Source organism: Sulfurospirillum diekertiae, from assembly GCF_002309535.1.
Taxonomy (GTDB): Bacteria; Campylobacterota; Campylobacteria; order Campylobacterales; family Sulfurospirillaceae; genus Sulfurospirillum; species Sulfurospirillum diekertiae.
Genome location: NZ_CP023275.1, coordinates 176,169 through 196,997 on the forward strand (window position 1 = coordinate 176,169; position 20,829 = coordinate 196,997).

Here is a 20,829-nt window from a genome sequence, read left to right on the forward strand (position 1 = left end):
TTTGTGAAGGATTTTTCATCATGGATGAGCTAATACGACTATCAATCCAACTGCATTTACTTTTTATCATTCTTTTAGTGGTACTAATTGGATTAAATATTTATCTTTTAAAAAGTGACAAAACATTTCTCAAACTTTCAAAAAGGCTTGAATTAATTGCCCCTCAATATTACATCGTACTCTCAGCTATTTTCTTTACAGGTATTATTGTGATGGCAGTCCAACAGTTTAACTTCTCTTTTTCTGTATGGATTATGATTTTAGTATGGCTTCTTATCGTTGCTTTTGGTATCAGAGGGCATAAACTTTATAAAAGAATTGAGCGAACAGAAGAGTCTCAAAGTGCTTATAAACGCTATGCTATTAAAAAATATAGTATAGATTTGCTTGCTGTCATTGTGATAAGCATTCTTTTTTACGTGGTACATTAAAATGCAATTTGTTTACCATCCCAATGCAGGTGTTCAAACACTGAGTGTGGATATCAGAGAGTATGAACACATCTTTAAAGTACGGCGTATGAGTGTAGGAGAGAAGCTTCAATGGCGCAATTTAAAAGATGTATTTCTTTATGAATATGAAATTTCTACGATAGGCAAAAAAGAGGCAGAACTTGATCTGATAGACAAAAAGGAAGGGCCACTTTTACCTTCAAAAATTTTACATGTAGGATGGAGTATCATCGATCCTAAGATTATTGAGAAGACGCTTCCGATGCTCAATGAACTAGGAGTTTCTAAGATTAGTTTTGTTTATGCCGAATTTTCACAAAAAAGCCACAAGCTTGATTTGGAACGTATGAAACGGATTTTGATTAACTCATCCCAACAATGTGGGCGTAGTTTACTGATGCAGATTGAAGTGTTTCCAACGCTACAAGACTATATTGTGGCATACCCCAAAAGCTATATTTTAGATTTTTCAGAAACAAAACTGAATGAGACCGAAAAAATTTCTTCCATCTTGATCGGACCAGAGGGTGGTTTGAGTCAAAAAGAGCGAATGTTACTTCAAAATCAGTCAATTGTGGGTCTTACATGTAACACAATTTTACGAAGTGAAACGGCTGTTGTCGCTGCGGCTTCCAAAATATTGGCATGACTTGAAATAATGAATCTTTTGTGCTATAATTTGCACCCTTTGGCAAGCTGTGTCAAATAATAGATTTTATTTTTATGAATAATTAAGGAAAAACATTATGAAAAAAGATATTCATCCTGAATATGTACCATGCGTTGTAACTTGTGCATGTGGAAATAGTTTTGAAACTATGTCTAACAAAGCAGAGTTAAGAATTGATATTTGTAGTTCATGCCACCCATTCTTCACGGGCAGTGAGAAGATCGTGGATGCTGCAGGTAGAGTTGAGAAATTTAAGAAAAAATATAGCTTAAAATAGTTCTTAAAACCATTGATCTATTTCATTCCTACCCCCATAGGAAACTTAGATGACATCTCCGTTAGAAGCCTTAAACTTTTAGCGGAGTGTAAAACATTGTTCTGCGAAGACACCCGAATCACTAAAAGACTTCTCTCTCTTCTGTCGCAAAAACATAACCTTGAATTTCAAATTAAAAATTTTATTTCCATGCATTCACATAATGAAGATACTGTTTTATCTACCATTGATAAAAAAATATTTGAAGAGACTGTAGGGTATCTTAGCGATGCAGGAATGCCAGGTATTAGTGATCCTGGAGCTGCTCTAGTGCGCTTTTGCCAAAACAATGAACTCTCCTATGAAATTCTTCCAGGATCGAATGCAGCCTTACTAGCGTATGTCACCAGCGGTATTGAAACGCATCAATTCTTGTTCTATGGTTTTTTATCCCACAAAGGAATGGATCGCCAAAACGAGCTGTTTGAAGCACTCAATTCTCCTTATGCTGTTATTGTGTATGAATCTCCCCATCGTATTGAAAAACTTTTTGAAGAGTTAGCACAATTTGCGCCTAATCGTCAAATATTTGCAATCAAAGAGGCAACAAAATTGTACGAAAAACGTTTTCTAGGAACAGCTCTTGAAGTACAAGAGGCATCCAAAAAAGCCAATCTCAAAGGGGAATGGGTGATTGTCATTGCACCTGAAATTCATCTTGGCGGTGAAGCCATTACCAAAGAAGATTTGATTGACCTCGACGTACCTCCTAAACAAAAGGCCAAACTCCTTTCGAAACTGACAGGTGAAAGTATTAAAGAGTGGTACACGAAACTTCAAAATTAATATCTCTATTTTGTTACAGGGGATCTCCTAAAAATCGTGTTTTATAGTAAAACTAGTGTTATTTTAAGCCAGTTTGGATACAATATTTGCCATGATAATCTATGGAAAACAACTCTTTTTACATCTGTTAAATCACTATCCTTCAAGGATCGAGACGGTATTCTTACCCAAGAAGTGTGACCCTAAGCTTTTTTCACAAATTGCGCGAGTCACACAAAATATCTGTACGATTGATGAGCGAAAAGCACAAGCCTTGTGTCATGGTGGAAACCATCAAGGTTTTATTGCGGAGATTAAAGATCTTGAACTTGTTTCGTTTAATGAAATTAAGCATGGCTCTTTTTTGGTGATTTTAGATGAAGTAACGGATGTAGGCAATATTGGTGCCATTGTCCGTAGTGCCTATGCGTTTGGAGCAGATGGTTTGATTTTAAGTGGTATGAAAACCTGTAATTTGGAAGCTATTTTGCGTACGAGCAGTGCCGCAGCATTTGAATTGCCCATTGCATTATGTCCTTCCACACGTGATATGCTCAACGAGCTGAAACAAATAGGGTTCACGCTCTATGGGGCAGATATGGGTGGTATAGATGTTAAAGAAGTGACTTTCGCACCTAAACGTGTTTTGATTATGGGAAGCGAAGGCAAGGGTTTATCGCCTAAAGTAAAAGAGCGATTAGATACAATAGTTTCAATCAAAATGGCAAGAGCATTTGACTCTTTAAATGTGAGTGCGGCAGCGGCTGTACTGTGTGATAGGATTGCCAATGGATAATGATATCAGGGTCTTAGAAAAAATTGGTTTGCAAGAGGTTTGTAAAAGAACCCACATTGAAGTCAAGCAACTAGAGTATATGATCAACAATCAGTATGACAAACTCAATAAAATTAACACATTAGGTTTTGTTAAAATTCTTTCCCGTGAGTATAAGCTTGATTTGACCGATTGGCTTGAAGGATTTTACGATTACTGGGCTGCACATAAAGCTGAAGATGACTCCCACAAAGAGAAAATATTTATTCATGTTAAAAGTGATCGACCTTATAAAAAAGGGGCATGGATTTTTTTAGTGTTGGTTTTAATATCAGGCGTTTTTGGTCTTTTTTCAATTTTTAAAATAGATATTAATTTTGACATTATGAATCTTCTTGATAAAACAAAAATTGAAACTAATCAGACGAGTGCTTTCCAAAGTACTCCAGTCGTACAAGCAACGGCCACTTCTTTGGGCGTTAAAGTAGAAGAGCGCGTTGTTGATACTAATAGTAGCAACAGCACAACAGAAGCCGTTGTAGTGAGTATTGATGAAAACTTGACACGCAAAACAGAATCTAATGATACCAATAGTGCTGTTTCATCACCTATCCCAACACTGATTGAAAGCAATACAACATTAGTAAAAGATGTTCCTAAAAACAGTGCAATTATAATCCCAACTAAGCGTATTTGGGTTGGTTTTGTGAATCTTGAAACATTTACGCGCAAAGAGAGCACAAGTGATCAAAATATCACGATTGATTTAACAAAACGTCAAATTATCAAAACAGGGAATGGCTTTTTTAAACTCTCTTACGATGGGAGTGTAGAAGACTTTACCGAACAAGGATCAACACGTTTTTTAGTTGAAGAAGGAACAATGAAAAAGATTTCTGAAGAAAAATTTATAGAGCTTAATCGAGGCAAAAACTGGTGAAAAAGCTACTTATTATCCTAATCCTTTCGCTCTCTTTATTTGGTGCACAAACGCTACAAGATAAAATTAAAAGTTTTGTAGGCCCCACTAAATATGAAACACAAAAGAACTTAATTCAAGTTCTTTTTGCACAAAGCAGTAATTTTACAAAGCCTAACGGTGAAGTTGATAGTGTAAAAGTGATCTCTGTTCTGAAAAAAAATGGTTTATTGCAACTTTTATACGATAAACCAATTCAGTTACGATTGGCTTTTCGTACACAAAGTGATCCACTTATTTTTCTTAAAATAATCAATGAGTCGCTTGAAGCAATGGGATATAACTATTTTTTAACTAGTAATGCATTGCGTGATAGTGCTGGGTTTGTTTGGGAAATTTATCTTCAAACGGAACATATCGTTGATCCTGAATCTTTTGCAGGAGCCCTTGTGGCTAGAGGATGCAACATAACAAATATCGTAAAAAATGATGACAATTACTGGTTCTATGACATTGATTCAAGTAATGCTTATTTAGGGGCAAAAAAACTAGAAAGTGGTGTAACAACGCCACTAGGTAAACCTTTAAAGCCTTATTGGATTGATGTTAAAAACCTTAAAGAGATCACAGTAACGGTTCATTCAGGGATAGATGGTTTCCAGATGTAGTCTTTTTTGATGAAAATTTACATCTTTTAAGTGATGTAAAATCTGAAGAATCGACACGAACACTTAAGCTAAAAGTTCCTAGTAACGCAGCTTATTTGAAGATGAGCGATGCTTTTATGCTTGAAAATATAAAGCACGGATTATCTTTACAGGTAAAAGAGTAAAAGAGGAGAAAAAATGTTTGATGAAATTAGATTTAATACAATTGATAGATTACCAGGATATGTTTTTGCTGAAATTAATGAATTAAAATTAGCTGCCCGTCATGCAGGGGATGATATTATCGATTTTTCAATGGGTAACCCTGATGGAAGGACTCCACAACATATTATTGATAAGCTCGTTGAGTCAGCCCAAAAGGATGGCACGCATGGCTATTCTGTAAGTAAAGGTATTTATAAACTTCGTCTTGCCATTTGTAATTGGTATTTACGTAAATATGGAGTTACTTTAGATCCCAATACAGAAGCAGTTGCAACACTAGGAAGTAAAGAGGGTTTTGTGCATTTAGCACAAGCTATCATGAATCCAGGTGATGTTGCGGTTGTCCCAGATCCTGCTTATCCAATCCATGCCTATGCCTTTATGATTGCAGGTGGTAATGTTCATAAATTTGGGATAGATTATAATGAAAAATATGAACTTGATAAAGTACAATTTTTTGCAAAATTGAAAAAAGTATTTAAAGAATCAGCCCCAAAACCAAAATTTGTGGTCGTCAACTTTCCGCATAACCCTACGTGCGTTACAACGGATGTTGCTTTTTACGAAGAGTTGGTTGCGTATGCTAAAGAGGAACGTTTTTACATTATCAGCGATATCGCATATGCTGATCTCTCTTTTGATGGGTATGAAACACCTTCTATCTTCCAAGTGGAAGGTGCTAAAGACGTTGCTGTTGAGTGCTATACTCTCTCAAAAAGCTACAATATGGCAGGTTGGCGTGTTGGTTTTGTTGTGGGTAATAAAAAACTTGTGGGAGCCCTTCAAAAAATCAAATCATGGTTTGATTATGGTATGTTTACTCCGATTCAAGTTGCTTCAACTGTTGCCCTTGATGGTCCACAAGAATGTGTTGATGAAATCAGAGAGACGTATCATAAACGTCGCGATATTTTGGTTGAGAGTTTCAACAATGCAGGTTGGCCGATGGAAAAACCAAAATCAACCATGTTTGTATGGGCAAAAATTCCTAAAGTTGCTGCACATTTAGGAAGTATGGAATTTGCAAAACAACTACTTCAAGAAGCAAAAATTGCCGTGAGCCCAGGTATTGGTTTTGGCGAGAGTGGTGAAGGATATGTCAGAATTGCCCTCATTGAAAATGAGAATAGAATACGCCAAGCAGCACGTAATATTAAGAAGTATTTGAAGAGTTTAGAAGGTTAGCGAATGATCAAAGTTGGAATTATTGGTGTAGGAACTGTTGGTAGCCACGTTATTAAAATTTTACAAGAAAATGAAGATATTATCACTGCTCGTAGTGGCAAAAAAATTGTTCCTATTATGGGTGTCGTAAAAGATATAACCAAAAAAAGGGATGTTAACATCCCTTTAAGTAGTGATGTTAATGATATTTTAGAAAATCCTGACGTTGATATTGTGGTCGAATTGATGGGTGGTGTGGATGAAGCTTATAAAATTGTAACGCATGCTCTTAAAAATAAAAAAGCGGTTGTGACAGCGAATAAGGCTCTTTTGGCATACCACCGCTATGAACTACGCGATCTTGCAGGTACTATACCTATTGGCTACGAAGCAAGTGTTGCTGGAGGTATTCCTATTATCAAAGCTCTTCGTGAGGGGTTAAGTGCCAACCATATTGAAGCAATTAAAGGTATCATGAATGGTACATGTAATTTCATTTTAACGAAGATGATGAATGAAAAAGCAGAATTTGCAGATGTTCTGAGGGAAGCCCAAGCATTAGGGTATGCCGAAGCTGATCCAACGTTTGATGTGGGTGGATTTGATGCTGCGCATAAGCTACTCATTTTAGCGAGTATTGCCTATGGAATTGATGTGAAGCCTGAAGAGATTTTGATCGAAGGAATCGAACATATCAATAGTGAAGATATCTATTTTGCAAAAGAGTTTGGCTATAACATTAAATTGCTTGCAATTGCTAAAAAAAGTAGCGACAAAGTTGAACTTCGTGTACATCCAGCATTGGTACCTATCAAGCAGATGATTGCCAAAGTTGATGGTGTCATGAATGGCATTAGTGTTATTGGAGATCGTGTAGGTGAGACAATGTATTATGGGCCAGGTGCTGGCGGAAGTGCCACTGCAAGTGCTGTTGTTTCTGACCTCATTGATATTGCTCGGCATACACAAAATTCGCCAATGCTAGGCTTTATTAAACCACTTGAGAAAAGTGGTTTAACATTGATGAATAAAGATGAAATTTATACACAATATTACATTCGAGTTACAGTAGTAGATAGAATTGGTGTCCTCTCTAAGATTTCTGAAATTTTAGGAAAGCATTCTATTTCAATTAGTAGTTTTTTACAAAAACAAGTTGCTTATAAAAATGAGAGTGCAGTATTACTCTTTTCGACTCATATCTGTAAAGAAAAAGATATTCAAAAAGCAATTCAGGAACTAAGTGAATTGCCATTTGTTGAATTAAAACCAGCGATGATACGCATTGAGTCTTAATGGGTTTGCAAGAAGGGCTAGAGGCTGAAAACAAGGCCTCATTCTTTCTAGAAAAAGAGGGCTACACGCTTCTCGCACGCAATTTTCATTCAAAATTTGGTGAGATTGATATCATTGCGCTAAAAGACAACATTCTCCATTTCTGTGAAGTTAAATTTTCGGAAAAATATGACCCTATCTTAAGAATAACTGCCACAAAAATGACAAAAATCATTAAAACAATTAAGTATTATTTATTGCGGCATCCCAATTCTTATGATTATCAAATTGATGCTATTCTCGTTACACCTGAAAAAATAGAAATAATAAAAAATATTAGTTACTAAAAAAATAACTTTAACTGCTATGGTAATTTTAAAGTTAGAGTGAGTATAATTGAATATATATAAAATAACGTTTTAGGGGAAAAAAATGGGAAAATACATAGAGTTGAATGCATCAAATTTCGATAGTACTGTAGCTGATGGTGTAGCATTAGTAGATTTTTGGGCACCATGGTGTGGACCTTGTCGTATGATTGCTCCAGTGATTGAAGAATTGGCCAGTGATTTTGATGGTAAAGCAAAGATTTGCAAAGTAAATACTGATGAAGAACAAGATGTCGCAATTAAATATGGTATTCGATCAATTCCAACTATTCTTTTCTTTAAAAATGGTGAATTAGTAGATCAAATGATTGGTGCATCATCCAAACAAGTTTTAGCTGATAAAGTTAATTCACTTCTTAAATAAAATTTCTCAAGGAAGTCATTGACTTCCTTGGCTACAAAACCTCTTTTAGACTAAAATATGATTTGTATCTGTTAAATAGGCATTATATCATTCAAAAAGTTTAAAAAAAGATAAGGAAAAATCATGTTAGATCTAGCAATTATTGGCGGAGGTCCTGCTGGACTTAGTGCCGGATTGTATGCAACACGCGGTGGTTTAAAAAATGTAGTAATGTTTGAAAAAGGACTTCCTGGTGGACAGATCACTAGTAGTAGTGAAATTGAAAATTATCCAGGAAGTGCAGAAATTTTAAGTGGATTAGATTTTATGGCGCCTTGGTCAGAACAGTGCATGCGTTTTGGCTTAAAACATGCAATGGAAGAGGTCACTCGTGTTTCTAAAAATGAAGATGGTACATTTCAGATTGATTTAGCAGGTGGTAAAAGTGAGCAGGCTAAAAGTGTCATCGTTTGCACAGGAAGTACTCCCAAAAAAGCTAATTTTGAAGGTGAAGCTGAATTATTTGGTAAAGGTGTGAGTACCTGCGCAACGTGTGATGGATTTTTTTATAAAAACAGAGAAGTTGTCGCTTTAGGCGGCGGTGATACTGCTTTAGAAGAAGCACTTTATCTCTCTCATATCTGTTCAAAAGTCTATTTAGTTCACAGGCGTGATACATTTAGAGCAAGCCCCAGTACGATTGAAAAAGTGAAAAATAACCCTAAAATAGAACTTGTATTAAATGTTACAGTGAAAAAAGCCTATGGCGATAAAATGGGTTTAAATGGTATTATTGTCGTAGATAATTCAGGGAACGAAAGAGATATTGTTGTTCCCGGTGTATTTGTTTTTGTTGGGATGAATGTCAATAATACCATTCTAAAGCAAGAAGATGGCAATTTCCTATGCGAAATGGATGAGAACGGTAATGTTGTTGTAGATCTTAGCATGAAAACATCTGTAAAAGGACTTTTTGCAGCAGGTGATTTAAGGACCAAAGCTTCAAAACAAGTGGTATGTGCAGCAGGAGATGGCGCGACAGCTGGTATCCAAGCTTTAGAATATGTGAACCATTAAAAAGAAGGAAAATTTAGAATGATACATGTTGGAATTCACGGCTCAACGGGTAGGGTAGGCAGGTTGCTTATTGATAATCTGATTAAAGATAAAGAAGCAAAACCGTATGTTTTACATGCCATAGAAGAGTTTAGTTTTACTCCTCCGAAGGATGCAGTTGTTACGGATGACGTACTTACTCTTTTGCAAAAGAGTGATGTGGTCATTGATTTTACAATCTCCATTGGTACAGAAACATTGCTTGAAAATGCTTTAAAACATCCAACGCCCCTAGTGATTGGTACAACAGGATTAAATGAACACCAACATAATCTTTTAAAAGAAGCTGCCAATAATATGCCTATTCTTTATTCTACCAATATGTCTTTAGGAGTGGCTGTTCTCAATCGTTTAGTTGAGCTTGCTTCTAAAAGCCTCAGTGATTTTGATATTGAGATTGTAGAACAGCACCATCGTTTTAAAAAAGACGCACCTAGTGGTACAGCATTAACTCTTGGTGAGCATGCTGCGCGTGGACGAGGTCTCAATTTAGATGATGTTCGCATCAGTGGGCGCAATGGTCTTATTGGGGAACGTAGCAAAGATGAGATTGCCATAATGGCGCTTCGTGGTGGTGATATTGTAGGTCGTCATACGGTAGGATTTTACAATGATGGCGAGTTTATTGAAATGAATCATACTGCAACTAGTCGTGATACCTTTGCCAAAGGCGCAATTAAAGCCGCAAAGTGGATCATCAATCAACCTAATGGTCTTTATACGATTAGTGACTGTTTAGGTCTTTAAAAAAAGGTGATATGAACTTATGTGCGCAATTGTTGGTGTATTTGATGTAAAACATGCTTCTAAGATAGCCTATTATGCTTTGTTCGCGATGCAACATCGTGGACAAGAAGCAACAGGTATCAGTGCCAGTGATGGCAAGAAAATTCGTACCATTAAAGACAATGGATTAGTCACCGAAGTCTTTAATGAAGGAAAACTGGCTTTCTTACACGGGGATATGGCAATAGGTCATAATCGTTACTCTACGGCAGGAAGCGACTCAGTGAAAGATGCTCAACCCGTTGCAGCAAGTTATAAATTGGGTGATATTTCGATTGTTCATAATGGTAACCTCATTAATAAGCATGAAGTAAGAAGTAAACTTGTTGAGCAAGGTGCTATTTTTCAATCTTCTATGGATACAGAAAATATTATTCATTTAATTGCACGCTCTCAACAAGGTAAACTTAAAGACCGTATTGTGGAAGCACTGAATGTGATCAAGGGTGCTTATTGTCTTTTAATTCAAAGTAGATCAAAAATGTTTGCGATACGTGATCGTTATGGTGTCCGTCCTTTGTCGATTGGTAAAATGAAAGAGGGTGGTTATATCGTTGCAAGCGAAACGTGTGCACTTGACCTTGTAGATGCAGAGTTTGTAAGAGATGTACGACCTGGTGAGATGGTGATTTTTCAGCAAGGTAAAGAGGAGTTTGAAAGTATTCAGCTCTTTGAGCCAGATCCCCATATCTGTGCTTTTGAATTTATCTATTTTGCGAGACCTGATAGTGTAATTGAAGGTAAGAATGTCTATGCAGCGCGTAAAAAAATGGGTATGAAACTGGCAGAGCTTGCTCCTGTCGAAGCAGATCTTGTTATTCCTGTTCCTGATAGTGGTGTGAGCGCAGCTTTAGGTTATGCTCAAGCTAGTGGCATTCCTTTTGAAATGGCAATTGTTCGAAATCATTATGTTGGAAGAACATTTATTGAACCTACGCAAGCGGTGCGTGATCTCAAAGTGAAACTTAAACTCTCTCCTATTCATAAAATTTTAGAAGGTAAAAAAATTGTTGTGATTGATGATAGTATTGTAAGAGGTACTACTTCGAGACAAATCGTTAAATTATTAAAACGTGCAGGTGCTGCTGAGGTACACATGCGTATTGCTTCTCCAACAATTGAACATCCTTGTTTATATGGTATTGATACGCCAAGTTATAAAGAGTTGATTAGTGCCAATAAAAGCGTTGAAGAAGTTAGAGAATATATTGAAGCAGATTCATTGGCATTTTTAAGTATAGATGCACTTAAAGAGAGTATTGGAAACGATATGAATTACTCATTGGTGAGTTTTGATGGAAATTATTTTATTAAATAATGCGCGAGATTTTGACAGCGGGGCGGTATTTTAGAGGAAAATTTGGGGAGACTATTTATAAAATTCCTGTCTCAATCTCTGGATTTACCTGCCCTAATATTGATGGTACCGTCGCCAGGGGCGGTTGCATTTTTTGCGAAAATGAGTCTTTTAGCCCCAATCTAGAGCACAAGCAACCTAAGCGTTTTTACTTACACCCAACTTCTGAAAATCCTTATTTAGAGTTCCAGCTCATTCAACTTGAAGCACAGTATAAAAAGACAAAGAAAGTATTGTCAAAAAAATTTGGTGCACAAAAATTTATTATCTATTTTCAATCTTTTACCAATACTTATGCACCCCTTGCAACACTTAAAACACTCTATACAAAGGCTTTAAGCTTTGAAGGCGTTGTAGGCTTAAGTATTGGAACACGTACTGATAGTGTGACAGAAGAGGTGATTGCTTATTTAGCGGAACTTTCAAAAGAACGTGAAATTTGGCTGGAATATGGTGTGCAATCTTCTTCTGATGAAACATTAAAACGAATCAATAGAGGGCATGATAGTGCCAATATTGAAAAATACATTACTTTATCGCGTCAGTATGGACTTAAAATATGTGCTCATGTTATCTTTGGACTACCTGGTGAGACACCTGAGATGGCTTTAGAAAGTGTTAAATTTGCACTTAGGCTAGGTGTTAAGTCTTTTAAATTTCATCCTTTATATGTTGTTAAACGAACAGCGTTAGCCAATGATCTTAATAGAGGAGACTTTATTCCAATTTCTGAAGAGTCTTACATTCAAACGATTATTAAAGCCATCAAACTTTTACCAGAAGGCGTTATTCTTCAACGGGTGAGTGCAGGCATTGAAGACGCTACTCTTTTATCTCCATCATGGTGTTACACCAAACATCAACAAATGTTTAATATTCGTGAAGCTCTTAAAAAAGAGGGACTTCTTTACTAGAAGCCATCAATGGAATTAGTGACAAAAAAGCTCATAGCGTATATATGGCTTTGAAAAAGATGGAGGGTATCGCATAAAGACAGTAAAATTGCGCATTTCATTTTTATGTAGATTCTCTGCAATGACAAATTCTTTAGTTGTATCTACAGAACTGCTAGAATCTTTGCTAAAAAGATTGTCAAAAGCTGATTTTGGTTCAAAAACAATAGATCCAGATCCTGCAGAGTCACCAAGTTCATTAGAAATTTTAACTTCTAAAATGCATTTACCTATTTGAAAATTGCCAATATTACGAATTTGTCCTGAAATAGAAAAAGATTCATTAATCAACACTTTTTTCTGTGTGATGTTTTCTAATCGAGCAACTTTAGTATATTTATCGAGTCCATAAATGGCAAAAAAAGCAAAAATAGCCATAATAAAGATATTAGCTATAATCGGCGCAAATAGAGAAGATTTACCATCATGATTACGAATAGTTAACATGAGAATAAGAGAAAATATAAGAAGAATAAGAATAAGAATAAACCAATGAAGTAGCGTAAAATAGGTCACAGTTACTCCTTTAGTAGCACTCTGCTTTTAATGTTGCAAATACATCGCCATTATATTCAAAACCATCAAAAACAGCTTGATATTCCATACTATCCTCTTTTAAAAGGTCCTTTGTAATTAATATCGACTGATTAGATATTGGTTTTAGAGAATTGAGATATGCTTTGAACCCTTGTGCCCCTGTTTGTTTAAAAATAGAAGTGCGAATCAAACAAAGCGAAAAATTTTTAGTTGATTTATTGTAGATATTTCCTTCAACAATAAGTGATGCTGAAAAGGTTAATTTCTTGACCATAGTGATTTCGGTTGTTGTTGTTCTGAATGTTTCTTCTAGTTTTTCTTTAATAAAGAAAGGTGAAATGACAAGAAGGAGAAGAGCAAAGATAACTAAAAGAAGAGACGCCGTAGAAGAGCGTCTCGCCACTAAGCTTGCTAAGATTATTAAAATAATAAAAGTAAAAAACAACCAACTAAATGCCAAATAATCATAAAGACCAAAGTGTTTAATATAGGTCAATAGTGATAATTTGAGTGCATCAGTGTTCATTACGGCTATTTTTCTCCTCTATCCCGCTGAGTCCAAAGCGCCTTTCAAGCTCTTTGGAGATCAGTGATGGATGAATGTTCTTAGCTCCCAATGCAACAAGAGCATGGAACATAAGATCGGCTGCCTCATAAATGATCTCTTTGTTATCATTGTCTTTGAAGGCAAAACAAAATTCACCTGCTTCTTCGACAACTTTTTTCAAAATACTATTGTCACCTTTGTGTAGCAGTGATGCCACATAAGAGGTTTTAGGATCAGCTTTTTTGCGTTCTTGTATAATATGATAAATTTTATCGCTAATAGAATAAGCCGCAATTTCTTGTGCAGGCTTTTTAGGTGTTTCTTCAACATCTATACGGTTAAAAAAGCATGACATGCGCCCCGTATGACATGCCACACCTTCTTGCTCAACTTTGAGCAGTAACGTATCGCTATCGCAGTCCAAATAGGCCTCTTTAACATGTTGTACATGACCACTCGTTTCACCCTTTTTCCAGAGGCTTTGGCGGCTTCTGGAATAGTAGTGAGCAAGTCCTGTTTGAAGTGTTAAAGAGAGCGCTTCTTGGTTCATATATGCGAGCATTAAAACCTCACCACTCTTGACGTCTTGTGCAACGACAGGCAAAAGTGGTGAAGCGTTCCAGTCGATGGAATGAATTAGTGTTGAACTCATTTGCTTATACTGACCGCTTTTTGGCTATCTTTGGTATCGACCCAAATATTAGGGGTTGAACCACCGGGTGTTAGGAAAATTTTTGCATCTTTATTTTCTTTAAGTGCCTCGTTAAACTTTCCTTGGACTTCAATTTGGCGAAGTTTTAAGAGTGGATCAGAAATGCTTTCACTGATTTTTTTATTAGCATAGGCATCTGCATCCGCTTCAATTTTAACAGCGTTTGCTTCACCTTGAGCATTGATTTGTCTCGCTTTTGCTTGACCTTCCGCTTCAGCAGCACGTTTAAGGGCTTGTTGATTGGCTATTTCTACTTCATACCTTGTTCGCTCAACCTCTTGCTTCGCTACTTGAACTTTTTCAATTTGTTCTTTAATTTTTGCAGGAAGTAAAATTTCTCTGAGTTGCATGGTAAGAAGTTCTACAGGTTTGCCTGGTTGTGCGTCAATCGCTTTGCGAATACCTTCTTCGATATTGACAGCAATCTCATTACGTCTTTGTGGTAACTCTTCTGCATTAAACTTACCTACAACAGCTCTTGTGACATCTCTGACAACTGGGTTAATAATTTTATCTTCCCATGCCATACCCCATGTTGCGATCGTTTGTGGTGCAGTTGTTGGTTCTAACTTATATTGAACTGTAAGTTCAATTGAAACAGGTAAGCCTCTTGCATCAAGAACAGAAATAGCTGCATTTTTTTTGATGCCAGATCCTCTTTGTAAGACTTCACCTAAGTCTTCGCTTGAAGAGTAGTTCATAATACGCACTTTAGTATCAACAATAAAAACTTGTTGAATAAAAGGAATAAAAAGATGAAATCCTGGTTCCATCGGGATCGGCTCAAATTTACCAGTCGTTGCTTTAATTCCCATTTCGCCTGAATTAATAATTACAAAAGGTTTGGCAATAACAGCAATGACGATGATTGCAATAAGCACATAAAGGATTCCTGCCTTTTTACCAAGGTTTTTCATAAAATCGGGAGGTTCGATATTAAAAGGGGTGCGATTGTCATTATCGCCATTACTACTGCTTCCTCCCCCATTTTTCTTTTTAAAATAGTCGTTCAAATCTGCTGGCATAATCTTCCTTTGTTTCAATTATAAAATACGGTTTCAAGCAAAGCCAAAACTGTGCTTGGCGCTAAAGCTTGCCTCTTTCGAGGCAGGAATTTAGATAAATGTTAAGAAATGTTTGTATTTTGGATTGCGTCCGTAGACCACATCAAAATACGCTTCTTGAAGTTGTTTGGTGATAGGACCACGTTTACCATCGCCAATAATATAATTATCGATATCTTTGATTGGAGTTACTTCTGCGGCAGTGCCTGTGAAGAACGCTTCATCAGAGATATACGCTTCGTCACGTGTAATGCGTCTGCGCTCAATAGGAATGCCTGCTTCGCGCGCAAGCTCTAATACGGTTGCTTGAGTGATACTCTCAAGAGATGTGTCGTTTGGTGGAGAAATCAGCTTACCATCTCTGACGATAAAGAAGCATTCTCCACTGCCTTCAGCGATAAATCCATCTTCATCCAAAAGTAACGCTTCTTCATAACCCGCTTCGAGTGCTTCGTATTTTGCCATTTGTGAGTTGAGGTAGTTTGCAGCTGCTTTGGCTTTTCCCATATTGGCACTCACAGGGTTTCTCGCAAATGAAGAGATTTTAACGCGAATGCCGTTTTCAATGCCATCATCGCCAAGGTAGCTGCCCCATTGCCATGCCGCAATCGCTGTATTCACCGGTGCTTGTGCAAGATTAAGCCCCATAACGCCGTATCCTAAATAAATCAGCGGTCTAATATAGACGTTGGAAGTAAAGTTGTTTGATTTGAGAAGTTCAATATGAGCTGCTTCGAGTTCTTCCTGGGAATAGGTCGCTTTAATGCGAGTAATTTTGGCAGAATTGAGCAAGCGTTTGGTGTGCTCTTTAAGCTTAAAAATAGCCAGACCATTGTCCGTCATGTACGCACGAGTACCTTCAAAAACACCATTACCATAGTGAAGTGTATGGGTCAAAATATGTATTTTTGCATCATCCCATGCAACGAGTTTGCCGTCCATCCAAATGTATTTTGCTTTATCCATTTTTCTACCTTCTTAAAAGTCGTTTTCTAAAGAGATACTATGGTAGCCAAAAATTGATTAAAGATAGTTTTAGTATGAAAAGTTGCGTTATACTTCAATTTGAATACGTCTTTAAAGCAAAGCTCTAAAGACTACGTTAACACTGGGTTCTCAAAGACAGAGTGCCCACGCACCTTTGGTGCTTTGAATCACAAAAGAAGGAGTAAAATTATGAAAGCAAAGCTCTATTTTGGTTCTACATGTAAGGATAAAAAAGAGTGCAAAGAGGTGTGTTCACCGTATGATGGACGCGTGGTTTCAAGCTTTTGCCTTTGCGATGCAACCGATGCCAAAGAAGTTTTAGAAATAGCACGTACAGCAGCTTTACATGTAAAACAGATTCCACTGCATCAGCGCACCAATTGGCTGTTGGATGTGGCGCAAAAGCTGGAAATTGAGCGTGAGCGTATAGCGCTTTGTATCACCGATGAGGTGGGAAAACCGATTGCTTTTTCACGCGTTGAGGTCGATCGCTGCATCGAGACGATTAAACTCTCCGCCAATGCGATGTTACATGTAAACGGCGAATCGTTTGATACCACTGCAATGCCCAGTGGTAAAAAGAGTTTGTCCTTTTATAAACGCGAACCTGTAGGCGTGGTGTTAGCGATTACACCGTTTAATTTTCCGCTCAATTTAGTCGCGCACAAAATTGCCCCAGCATTGGTTGCGGGTAATGCCGTCATCTTGAAACCGACTTCACAAGCGCCACGAACTGCGTATGAACTGGTCAAACTTTTCATCGAAAGTCCGTATGCGCCAAAAGATGCGCTCAGTCTCCTTTACAGTGGTGAAGGAGTGAATGAAACGCTTATCACCAGCGAAATTCCTCGCGTCATCAGTTTTACCGGCAGTGTGAGTGTTGGACGTGAGATCACGCAAAAAGCGGGGATCAAAAAAGTATCTTTAGAGCTGGGTGGGAATGCTGCGACGTATATTGATGCTTCTGCTGATCTTGTCCTTGCGGCTAAACGATGTGCGGTGGGTGCATTTATTAATTCAGGTCAAGTGTGCATCTCATTGCAGCGCATTTACGTGCATGAAAGCATTTATGAGCCGTTTGCACAAGCACTTGTAGAAGAGACAAAAAGCTTACATGTAGGTTCACCGTACGATGAAAAAACTTTCATTGGCCCGATGGTCAATGAAGCAGCGGTGCTCAAGGCAAAACGATGGATTCAAAGTGCCATAGACGAGGGGGCAAAACCTTTGTGTGGTTTTACATGTAAAGCTCTTTTGTTTGAGCCAACGATTATGGCAGATGTAAGTGAAGCAATGGCGATTGTGTGCGAAGAGGTCTTTGCGCCGATTGTTTCACTGATCAAAGTGAAGGATTACGAAGAGGCAAAAACCAAAATGAACGCTTCAGATTATGGACTTCAATATTCCATTTTTTGTAATGATCTCTCCATAGTTCAAAGAGCAATTGATGAGCTTGAAGCGGGTGGTATTGTTATCAATGACATTCCCACATTGCGATTCGACCTTCAACCCTATGGCGGCATCAAACAAAGTGGCGTTGGAAAAGAAGGTCCTTATTTTGCGCTTTTAGATGACTATACTCAGATAAAATCTGTGGTAATATGCTAAAAAATATCAACAAAGGAATTTAGATGATAAAAATAGGTGATAAAGCCCCCGCTCTTAGTCTTCCCAATCAAGACAATGTAGAAATATCCCTGCGAGATTTAGAGGGCAAATGGATCGTGCTTTACTTCTACCCTAAAGACAGCACACCTGGATGCACCACCGAGGCGTGTGATTTTACAGCAGCACTTCCAAGTTTAGAAGGTTTAAATGCTGTTGTTTTAGGCATTAGTCCTGATAGTACAGCATCGCATCAAAAGTTCATTGCCAAACAAAAACTAGAGATAACACTGCTCTCTGATGTGAGCACTGAAGTAGCACAACGTTACGGTGTGTGGCAGTTGAAAAAGTTTTGTGGTAAAGAGTATATGGGCATTGTGCGCTCAACCTTTTTAATCGACCCAAGTGGAAAAATCGCTAAATTGTGGTCGAATGTTAAAGTCAAAGATCACGCCAGTGAAGTGAAAAAAGTTTTGGAAACATTGATTTGAGCGACAACAGTGGAGCGTTCTGAACCGTATGATTTTGAACGCTCTCATAGTAAAATAAATTTATTTTAGAACATAATCCATGCAGTCAAGAATACGTTATTATTGTCTTTTGCGTTTCTCCCCGCTCCATCGTAATTATCTTTCGCTCCGTTAAATTTATCGTACATCGTATATTGCAAAGAAATTTTAACTTTTTGAATAGGCAGATAATCGAGCTCGAAAATTTTTCCAGAGCTGTCAGGTAAGCCATTACTACTTCCATAAAGCGTAGCATCAGCAGTGCCATCTGTGGTAAATGCACCAACGGTTGCGCCATATTTTTGATCATAGTAATAACTGATTTTTCCTCTGGTTGTTGTTAGTGTATTGTTTAGATTATCACTTAAGGAGCCAAAGGAATTATTGAGTGTTGTTTTTTCTCTAATTCTTGTTGCCATCACCGTTACCATATTGCTTCCATTGGTATAACTATATTGTGCATCGATAGCCTTGTCATCGTAGCGATCATATAAGCCTGTAGGAGCTGTAACATCCGGATCCATTTTTGAATTGAGTGTGTATCCGCCAACCATGAAGAAATGCTCACCGATGGTTTTTTGCAATGCTACTCTTGTATAAAGTGCCGTACCATGAACCTCATTTGTATCTGAGTAGAGTGGATTATAACGAAGAATATGCAGAGGTCCACCTGATCGATTAGACTGATAACCTGCAACTTCAGCGTAAAGGAAGTCATTAAGCATAGCATACACTCCAAGTCCAGCAACTTTTTGACCTAGTCCCCCATCAATAAGAGTAGACACAGGTGAATTGACATTGGCAGATGATGAGTATGGAAATGTCCAAGTTGGGGTTGTATTGTAAATATCTTGCATACTTGGATTGTTATTCAGTGTTAATCCAACGAGTAAATCATTTTCCCCTAGTGTAAAATCTTTAACGTATCTAATGTCAACATTATCAGCGACTATATGATGTGCCACATCATTGGTGCTTTGGCTCCCTATCAAATTTGTTCCATCGTAGGTTACTTGAATAAAAGCACCTAAATCATCAATGATTTTACCACCATAAAAGAGACTGGCTTGATCAAGAGATAGTTTTTTATCTTTAGCAGGGTCAATTTGGTCAGGGTTTGTTGTGGTATTGGCATTTTGAGTATAACTCAATTGTACCATTCCTGATAAATTGTCAAGAGGACTTGTTTTTTGATCATTGGTCATAGTATAGCCATGTAGTTTGAAATATCGTCCTGTTGGAGTTAGTTCAGGAAATACGGTATGGCATTGTGCACAATCTAAGCCCGTTTGCCTAGCAAAGCTAGGGATTGCATATGCCGAAGTCATTCCAAACGTAAGAAGAAATATGACGGTACAAACCGTTTTATGTAGTAGTTTATTCATGAAAACCATCCTTTTGTTTTATGAAAAAATCCTACTACAGTTGTTTCAAGTTTTCTTCAATTTTATGCAATTTTAAAGAATATAGTAAAAATACTTCCATTTTGAGTAGATTGAATTTTATATTTCAGAGTATGAAGGTTTAAAATCGCAATAATAAGCCTCATTCCAATGCCATTTTTAATGCCATCTTGATCATAAATTGATTTCGAAAACATTGAACTTTCAGCAGTCATGATCACCTCCTCGCTAATACCTTCTCCTTGATCTCGTATTTGCAAGATTGCTGTTTTTGGATCAATACATTTTAGAATAAGGTGTATCTCTTTTTCTTCAGGAGTATATTTTATGGCATTATCCACAATATTAAAAATAGCTCTGTATATTAATCCTTTATCTCCAACGATAAAAATTTGATTTGAAATTTCTGATGTGAAAACTTTGTTTTGAGACTCTGCTAGATCTGTAAAAAATTGACAAAGTTCATGTGCTAATTCACTAAGATTAAAGCGGATACTTTTAGGAATAATCGTTTTATCCTCTAGTCTTGTGAGCAACATAAGTCTGTGAATAAATTGATTTAATTTAGATATTTGTTCCAAGTCATTTGAAAATTTTTCCTTCATCACAAGAGGAATATCTTCCCTTTCTATGGCATTTTCAATATGATTTTTGATAACAGATAGAGGTGTTTTAAGTTCATGTGACATAATGGACAAAAAATCTTTTTGATAGGTGAAATGATTTCTAAGCTTCTCGAACGTAAGATTGATGCTTTCTATTAGAAACCCAATTTCATCGTTAGATTCTTGTACCAATCCAAGAGAAAATTTTTCTTGACTTAACCTTCTGAGGGTTAAAGAAATACTCACCAATGGTTTCAGCAGAAAATTAACCAAGTAATAAAAAAGAGCTGAAATAATGATAAGGGTAATAATAAAAATTGTGGCAAGTTTTTTCTGATTTTGTTTGATGCTGTTATCCATTGAAATGCCAAGAATAATAGTGGTACCATCGTCATAGTGTTTAACGTGTAGTCTGAATATGACATCATAGTCAGCAGTAAAATTGATCTGATTGGTTTTAACGGTGAGTGTTGTCCTATCCGCAATTTTTTCAGGAGGGATGGCAATAGAATTGGCTATATCGCTAACGTAAAGTAGCGTATCATTTTTTGTTATTTTGAGCCAGTATTCTTCAAATAAAATGCGTTTTAAAGATGTGCTACTGTAAATATTATTGTCTAAAAGAAATTTTATTTGCTCAGAGTCCTCAGTGAGATGTTCATCAAGCATGTTTTCTAAGTCTTTTTCATACGATGAATAAAGATAGAT

The 20,829-nt window shown here is 36.9% G+C and carries 24 protein-coding genes; 17 read left to right on the top strand and 7 right to left on the bottom strand.

Annotation, left to right across the window (positions count from 1 at the left end):
- The first annotated feature begins 20 nt into the window (after nucleotides 1–20).
- From SJPD1_RS00965 to mnmL, 15 genes are all read left to right on the top strand, one after another.
- Nucleotides 21–431, top strand: a complete 411-nt coding sequence (locus SJPD1_RS00965; protein ID WP_096045566.1) for a hypothetical protein — start codon at nucleotides 21–23, stop codon at nucleotides 429–431.
- A gap of 1 nt (nucleotide 432) precedes the next feature.
- Nucleotides 433–1,101: a 16S rRNA (uracil(1498)-N(3))-methyltransferase gene (locus SJPD1_RS00970; protein ID WP_096045567.1), complete on the top strand. Its 669-nt coding sequence runs from the start codon at nucleotides 433–435 to the stop codon at nucleotides 1,099–1,101.
- A 97-nt stretch (nucleotides 1,102–1,198) separates the two neighbouring features.
- Nucleotides 1,199–1,399 carry a 50S ribosomal protein L31 gene (gene rpmE, locus SJPD1_RS00975; RefSeq protein WP_025343427.1) on the top strand — a complete coding sequence of 67 codons (201 nt, stop codon included), beginning with the start codon at nucleotides 1,199–1,201 and terminating at the stop codon, nucleotides 1,397–1,399.
- A 12-nt stretch (nucleotides 1,400–1,411) separates the two neighbouring features.
- A complete protein-coding gene (gene rsmI, locus SJPD1_RS00980) occupies nucleotides 1,412–2,224 on the top strand; it encodes a 16S rRNA (cytidine(1402)-2'-O)-methyltransferase (protein ID WP_096045568.1) in 813 nt (270 codons plus the stop codon).
- Between the two features lie 91 nt (nucleotides 2,225–2,315).
- Nucleotides 2,316–2,999: a 23S rRNA (guanosine(2251)-2'-O)-methyltransferase RlmB gene (gene rlmB, locus SJPD1_RS00985; protein ID WP_096045569.1), complete on the top strand. Its 684-nt coding sequence runs from the start codon at nucleotides 2,316–2,318 to the stop codon at nucleotides 2,997–2,999.
- Nucleotides 2,992–3,918, top strand: coding sequence for a hypothetical protein (locus SJPD1_RS00990; RefSeq protein WP_096045570.1), 927 nt, complete (start codon nucleotides 2,992–2,994; stop codon nucleotides 3,916–3,918). Before rlmB ends, SJPD1_RS00990 begins: the two co-directional genes overlap by 8 nt.
- Entirely contained in the window at nucleotides 3,915–4,565 is a 651-nt protein-coding gene (locus SJPD1_RS00995) for a hypothetical protein (RefSeq protein ID WP_226372217.1), read from the top strand. Before SJPD1_RS00990 ends, SJPD1_RS00995 begins: the two co-directional genes overlap by 4 nt.
- Before the next feature lie 177 nt (nucleotides 4,566–4,742).
- Nucleotides 4,743–5,954 (top strand): LL-diaminopimelate aminotransferase, encoded by a 1,212-nt coding sequence (locus tag SJPD1_RS01000; protein ID WP_096045571.1) that lies wholly within the window; start codon nucleotides 4,743–4,745, stop codon nucleotides 5,952–5,954.
- 3 nt (nucleotides 5,955–5,957) lie between these two features.
- Nucleotides 5,958–7,229 (top strand): homoserine dehydrogenase, encoded by a 1,272-nt coding sequence (locus SJPD1_RS01005; protein WP_096045572.1) that lies wholly within the window; start codon nucleotides 5,958–5,960, stop codon nucleotides 7,227–7,229.
- On the top strand, nucleotides 7,229–7,555 hold the full coding sequence (locus SJPD1_RS01010) for a YraN family protein (protein ID WP_096045573.1): 327 nt from the start codon (nucleotides 7,229–7,231) through the stop codon (nucleotides 7,553–7,555). The genes SJPD1_RS01005 and SJPD1_RS01010 overlap by 1 nt, the downstream gene beginning before the upstream one ends.
- 85 nt (nucleotides 7,556–7,640) lie before the next feature.
- Nucleotides 7,641–7,961 carry a thioredoxin gene (gene trxA, locus SJPD1_RS01015; RefSeq protein ID WP_087437491.1) on the top strand — a complete coding sequence of 107 codons (321 nt, stop codon included), beginning with the start codon at nucleotides 7,641–7,643 and terminating at the stop codon, nucleotides 7,959–7,961.
- Between the two features lie 123 nt (nucleotides 7,962–8,084).
- Entirely contained in the window at nucleotides 8,085–9,017 is a 933-nt protein-coding gene (gene trxB / locus SJPD1_RS01020) for a thioredoxin-disulfide reductase (RefSeq protein ID WP_096045574.1), read from the top strand.
- An 18-nt stretch (nucleotides 9,018–9,035) separates the two neighbouring features.
- Entirely contained in the window at nucleotides 9,036–9,803 is a 768-nt protein-coding gene (dapB, locus tag SJPD1_RS01025; protein ID WP_096045575.1) for a 4-hydroxy-tetrahydrodipicolinate reductase, read from the top strand.
- 19 nt (nucleotides 9,804–9,822) lie between these two features.
- Nucleotides 9,823–11,160 carry an amidophosphoribosyltransferase gene (gene purF, locus SJPD1_RS01030; RefSeq protein WP_096045576.1) on the top strand — a complete coding sequence of 446 codons (1,338 nt, stop codon included), beginning with the start codon at nucleotides 9,823–9,825 and terminating at the stop codon, nucleotides 11,158–11,160.
- Entirely contained in the window at nucleotides 11,160–12,113 is a 954-nt protein-coding gene (mnmL, locus tag SJPD1_RS01035) for a tRNA modification radical SAM protein MnmL/YtqA (RefSeq protein ID WP_096045577.1), read from the top strand. Before purF ends, mnmL begins: the two co-directional genes overlap by 1 nt.
- A 15-nt stretch (nucleotides 12,114–12,128) precedes the next feature.
- Here mnmL and SJPD1_RS01040 read toward each other — a convergent pair whose 3' ends face one another.
- From SJPD1_RS01040 to SJPD1_RS01060, 5 genes are all read right to left on the bottom strand, one after another.
- Nucleotides 12,129–12,668 carry a DUF2393 family protein gene (locus tag SJPD1_RS01040; protein ID WP_096045578.1) on the bottom strand — a complete coding sequence of 180 codons (540 nt, stop codon included), beginning with the start codon at nucleotides 12,666–12,668 and terminating at the stop codon, nucleotides 12,129–12,131.
- A gap of 10 nt (nucleotides 12,669–12,678) precedes the next feature.
- Entirely contained in the window at nucleotides 12,679–13,215 is a 537-nt protein-coding gene (locus tag SJPD1_RS01045) for a DUF2393 family protein (protein ID WP_096045579.1), read from the bottom strand.
- Nucleotides 13,205–13,888 (bottom strand): bifunctional phosphoribosyl-AMP cyclohydrolase/phosphoribosyl-ATP diphosphatase HisIE, encoded by a 684-nt coding sequence (hisIE, locus tag SJPD1_RS01050; protein ID WP_096045580.1) that lies wholly within the window; start codon nucleotides 13,886–13,888, stop codon nucleotides 13,205–13,207. Before hisIE ends, SJPD1_RS01045 begins: the two co-directional genes overlap by 11 nt.
- Nucleotides 13,885–14,973, bottom strand: coding sequence for an SPFH domain-containing protein (locus SJPD1_RS01055; RefSeq protein WP_096045581.1), 1,089 nt, complete (start codon nucleotides 14,971–14,973; stop codon nucleotides 13,885–13,887). Before SJPD1_RS01055 ends, hisIE begins: the two co-directional genes overlap by 4 nt.
- Nucleotides 14,974–15,063: 90 nt before the next feature.
- Nucleotides 15,064–15,978 (bottom strand): branched-chain amino acid transaminase, encoded by a 915-nt coding sequence (locus tag SJPD1_RS01060; RefSeq protein WP_096045582.1) that lies wholly within the window; start codon nucleotides 15,976–15,978, stop codon nucleotides 15,064–15,066.
- A gap of 210 nt (nucleotides 15,979–16,188) precedes the next feature.
- Here SJPD1_RS01060 and SJPD1_RS01065 point away from each other — a divergent pair, with 210 nt between their 5' ends.
- Together SJPD1_RS01065 and bcp are read left to right on the top strand one after the other, a co-directional pair.
- Nucleotides 16,189–17,607, top strand: a complete 1,419-nt coding sequence (locus SJPD1_RS01065; RefSeq protein WP_096045583.1) for an aldehyde dehydrogenase family protein — start codon at nucleotides 16,189–16,191, stop codon at nucleotides 17,605–17,607.
- A 23-nt stretch (nucleotides 17,608–17,630) separates the two neighbouring features.
- Nucleotides 17,631–18,095: a thioredoxin-dependent thiol peroxidase gene (gene bcp / locus SJPD1_RS01070; RefSeq protein ID WP_096045584.1), complete on the top strand. Its 465-nt coding sequence runs from the start codon at nucleotides 17,631–17,633 to the stop codon at nucleotides 18,093–18,095.
- 65 nt (nucleotides 18,096–18,160) lie between these two features.
- Here the strand turns inward: bcp and SJPD1_RS01075 are convergent, their stop codons facing one another.
- Entirely contained in the window at nucleotides 18,161–19,498 is a 1,338-nt protein-coding gene (locus tag SJPD1_RS01075) for a cytochrome C (protein WP_096045585.1), read from the bottom strand.
- 62 nt (nucleotides 19,499–19,560) lie between these two features.
- Nucleotides 19,561–20,790, bottom strand: coding sequence for a HAMP domain-containing sensor histidine kinase (locus SJPD1_RS01080; protein WP_096045586.1), 1,230 nt, complete (start codon nucleotides 20,788–20,790; stop codon nucleotides 19,561–19,563).
- Between the last annotated feature and the right edge of the window lie 39 nt (nucleotides 20,791–20,829).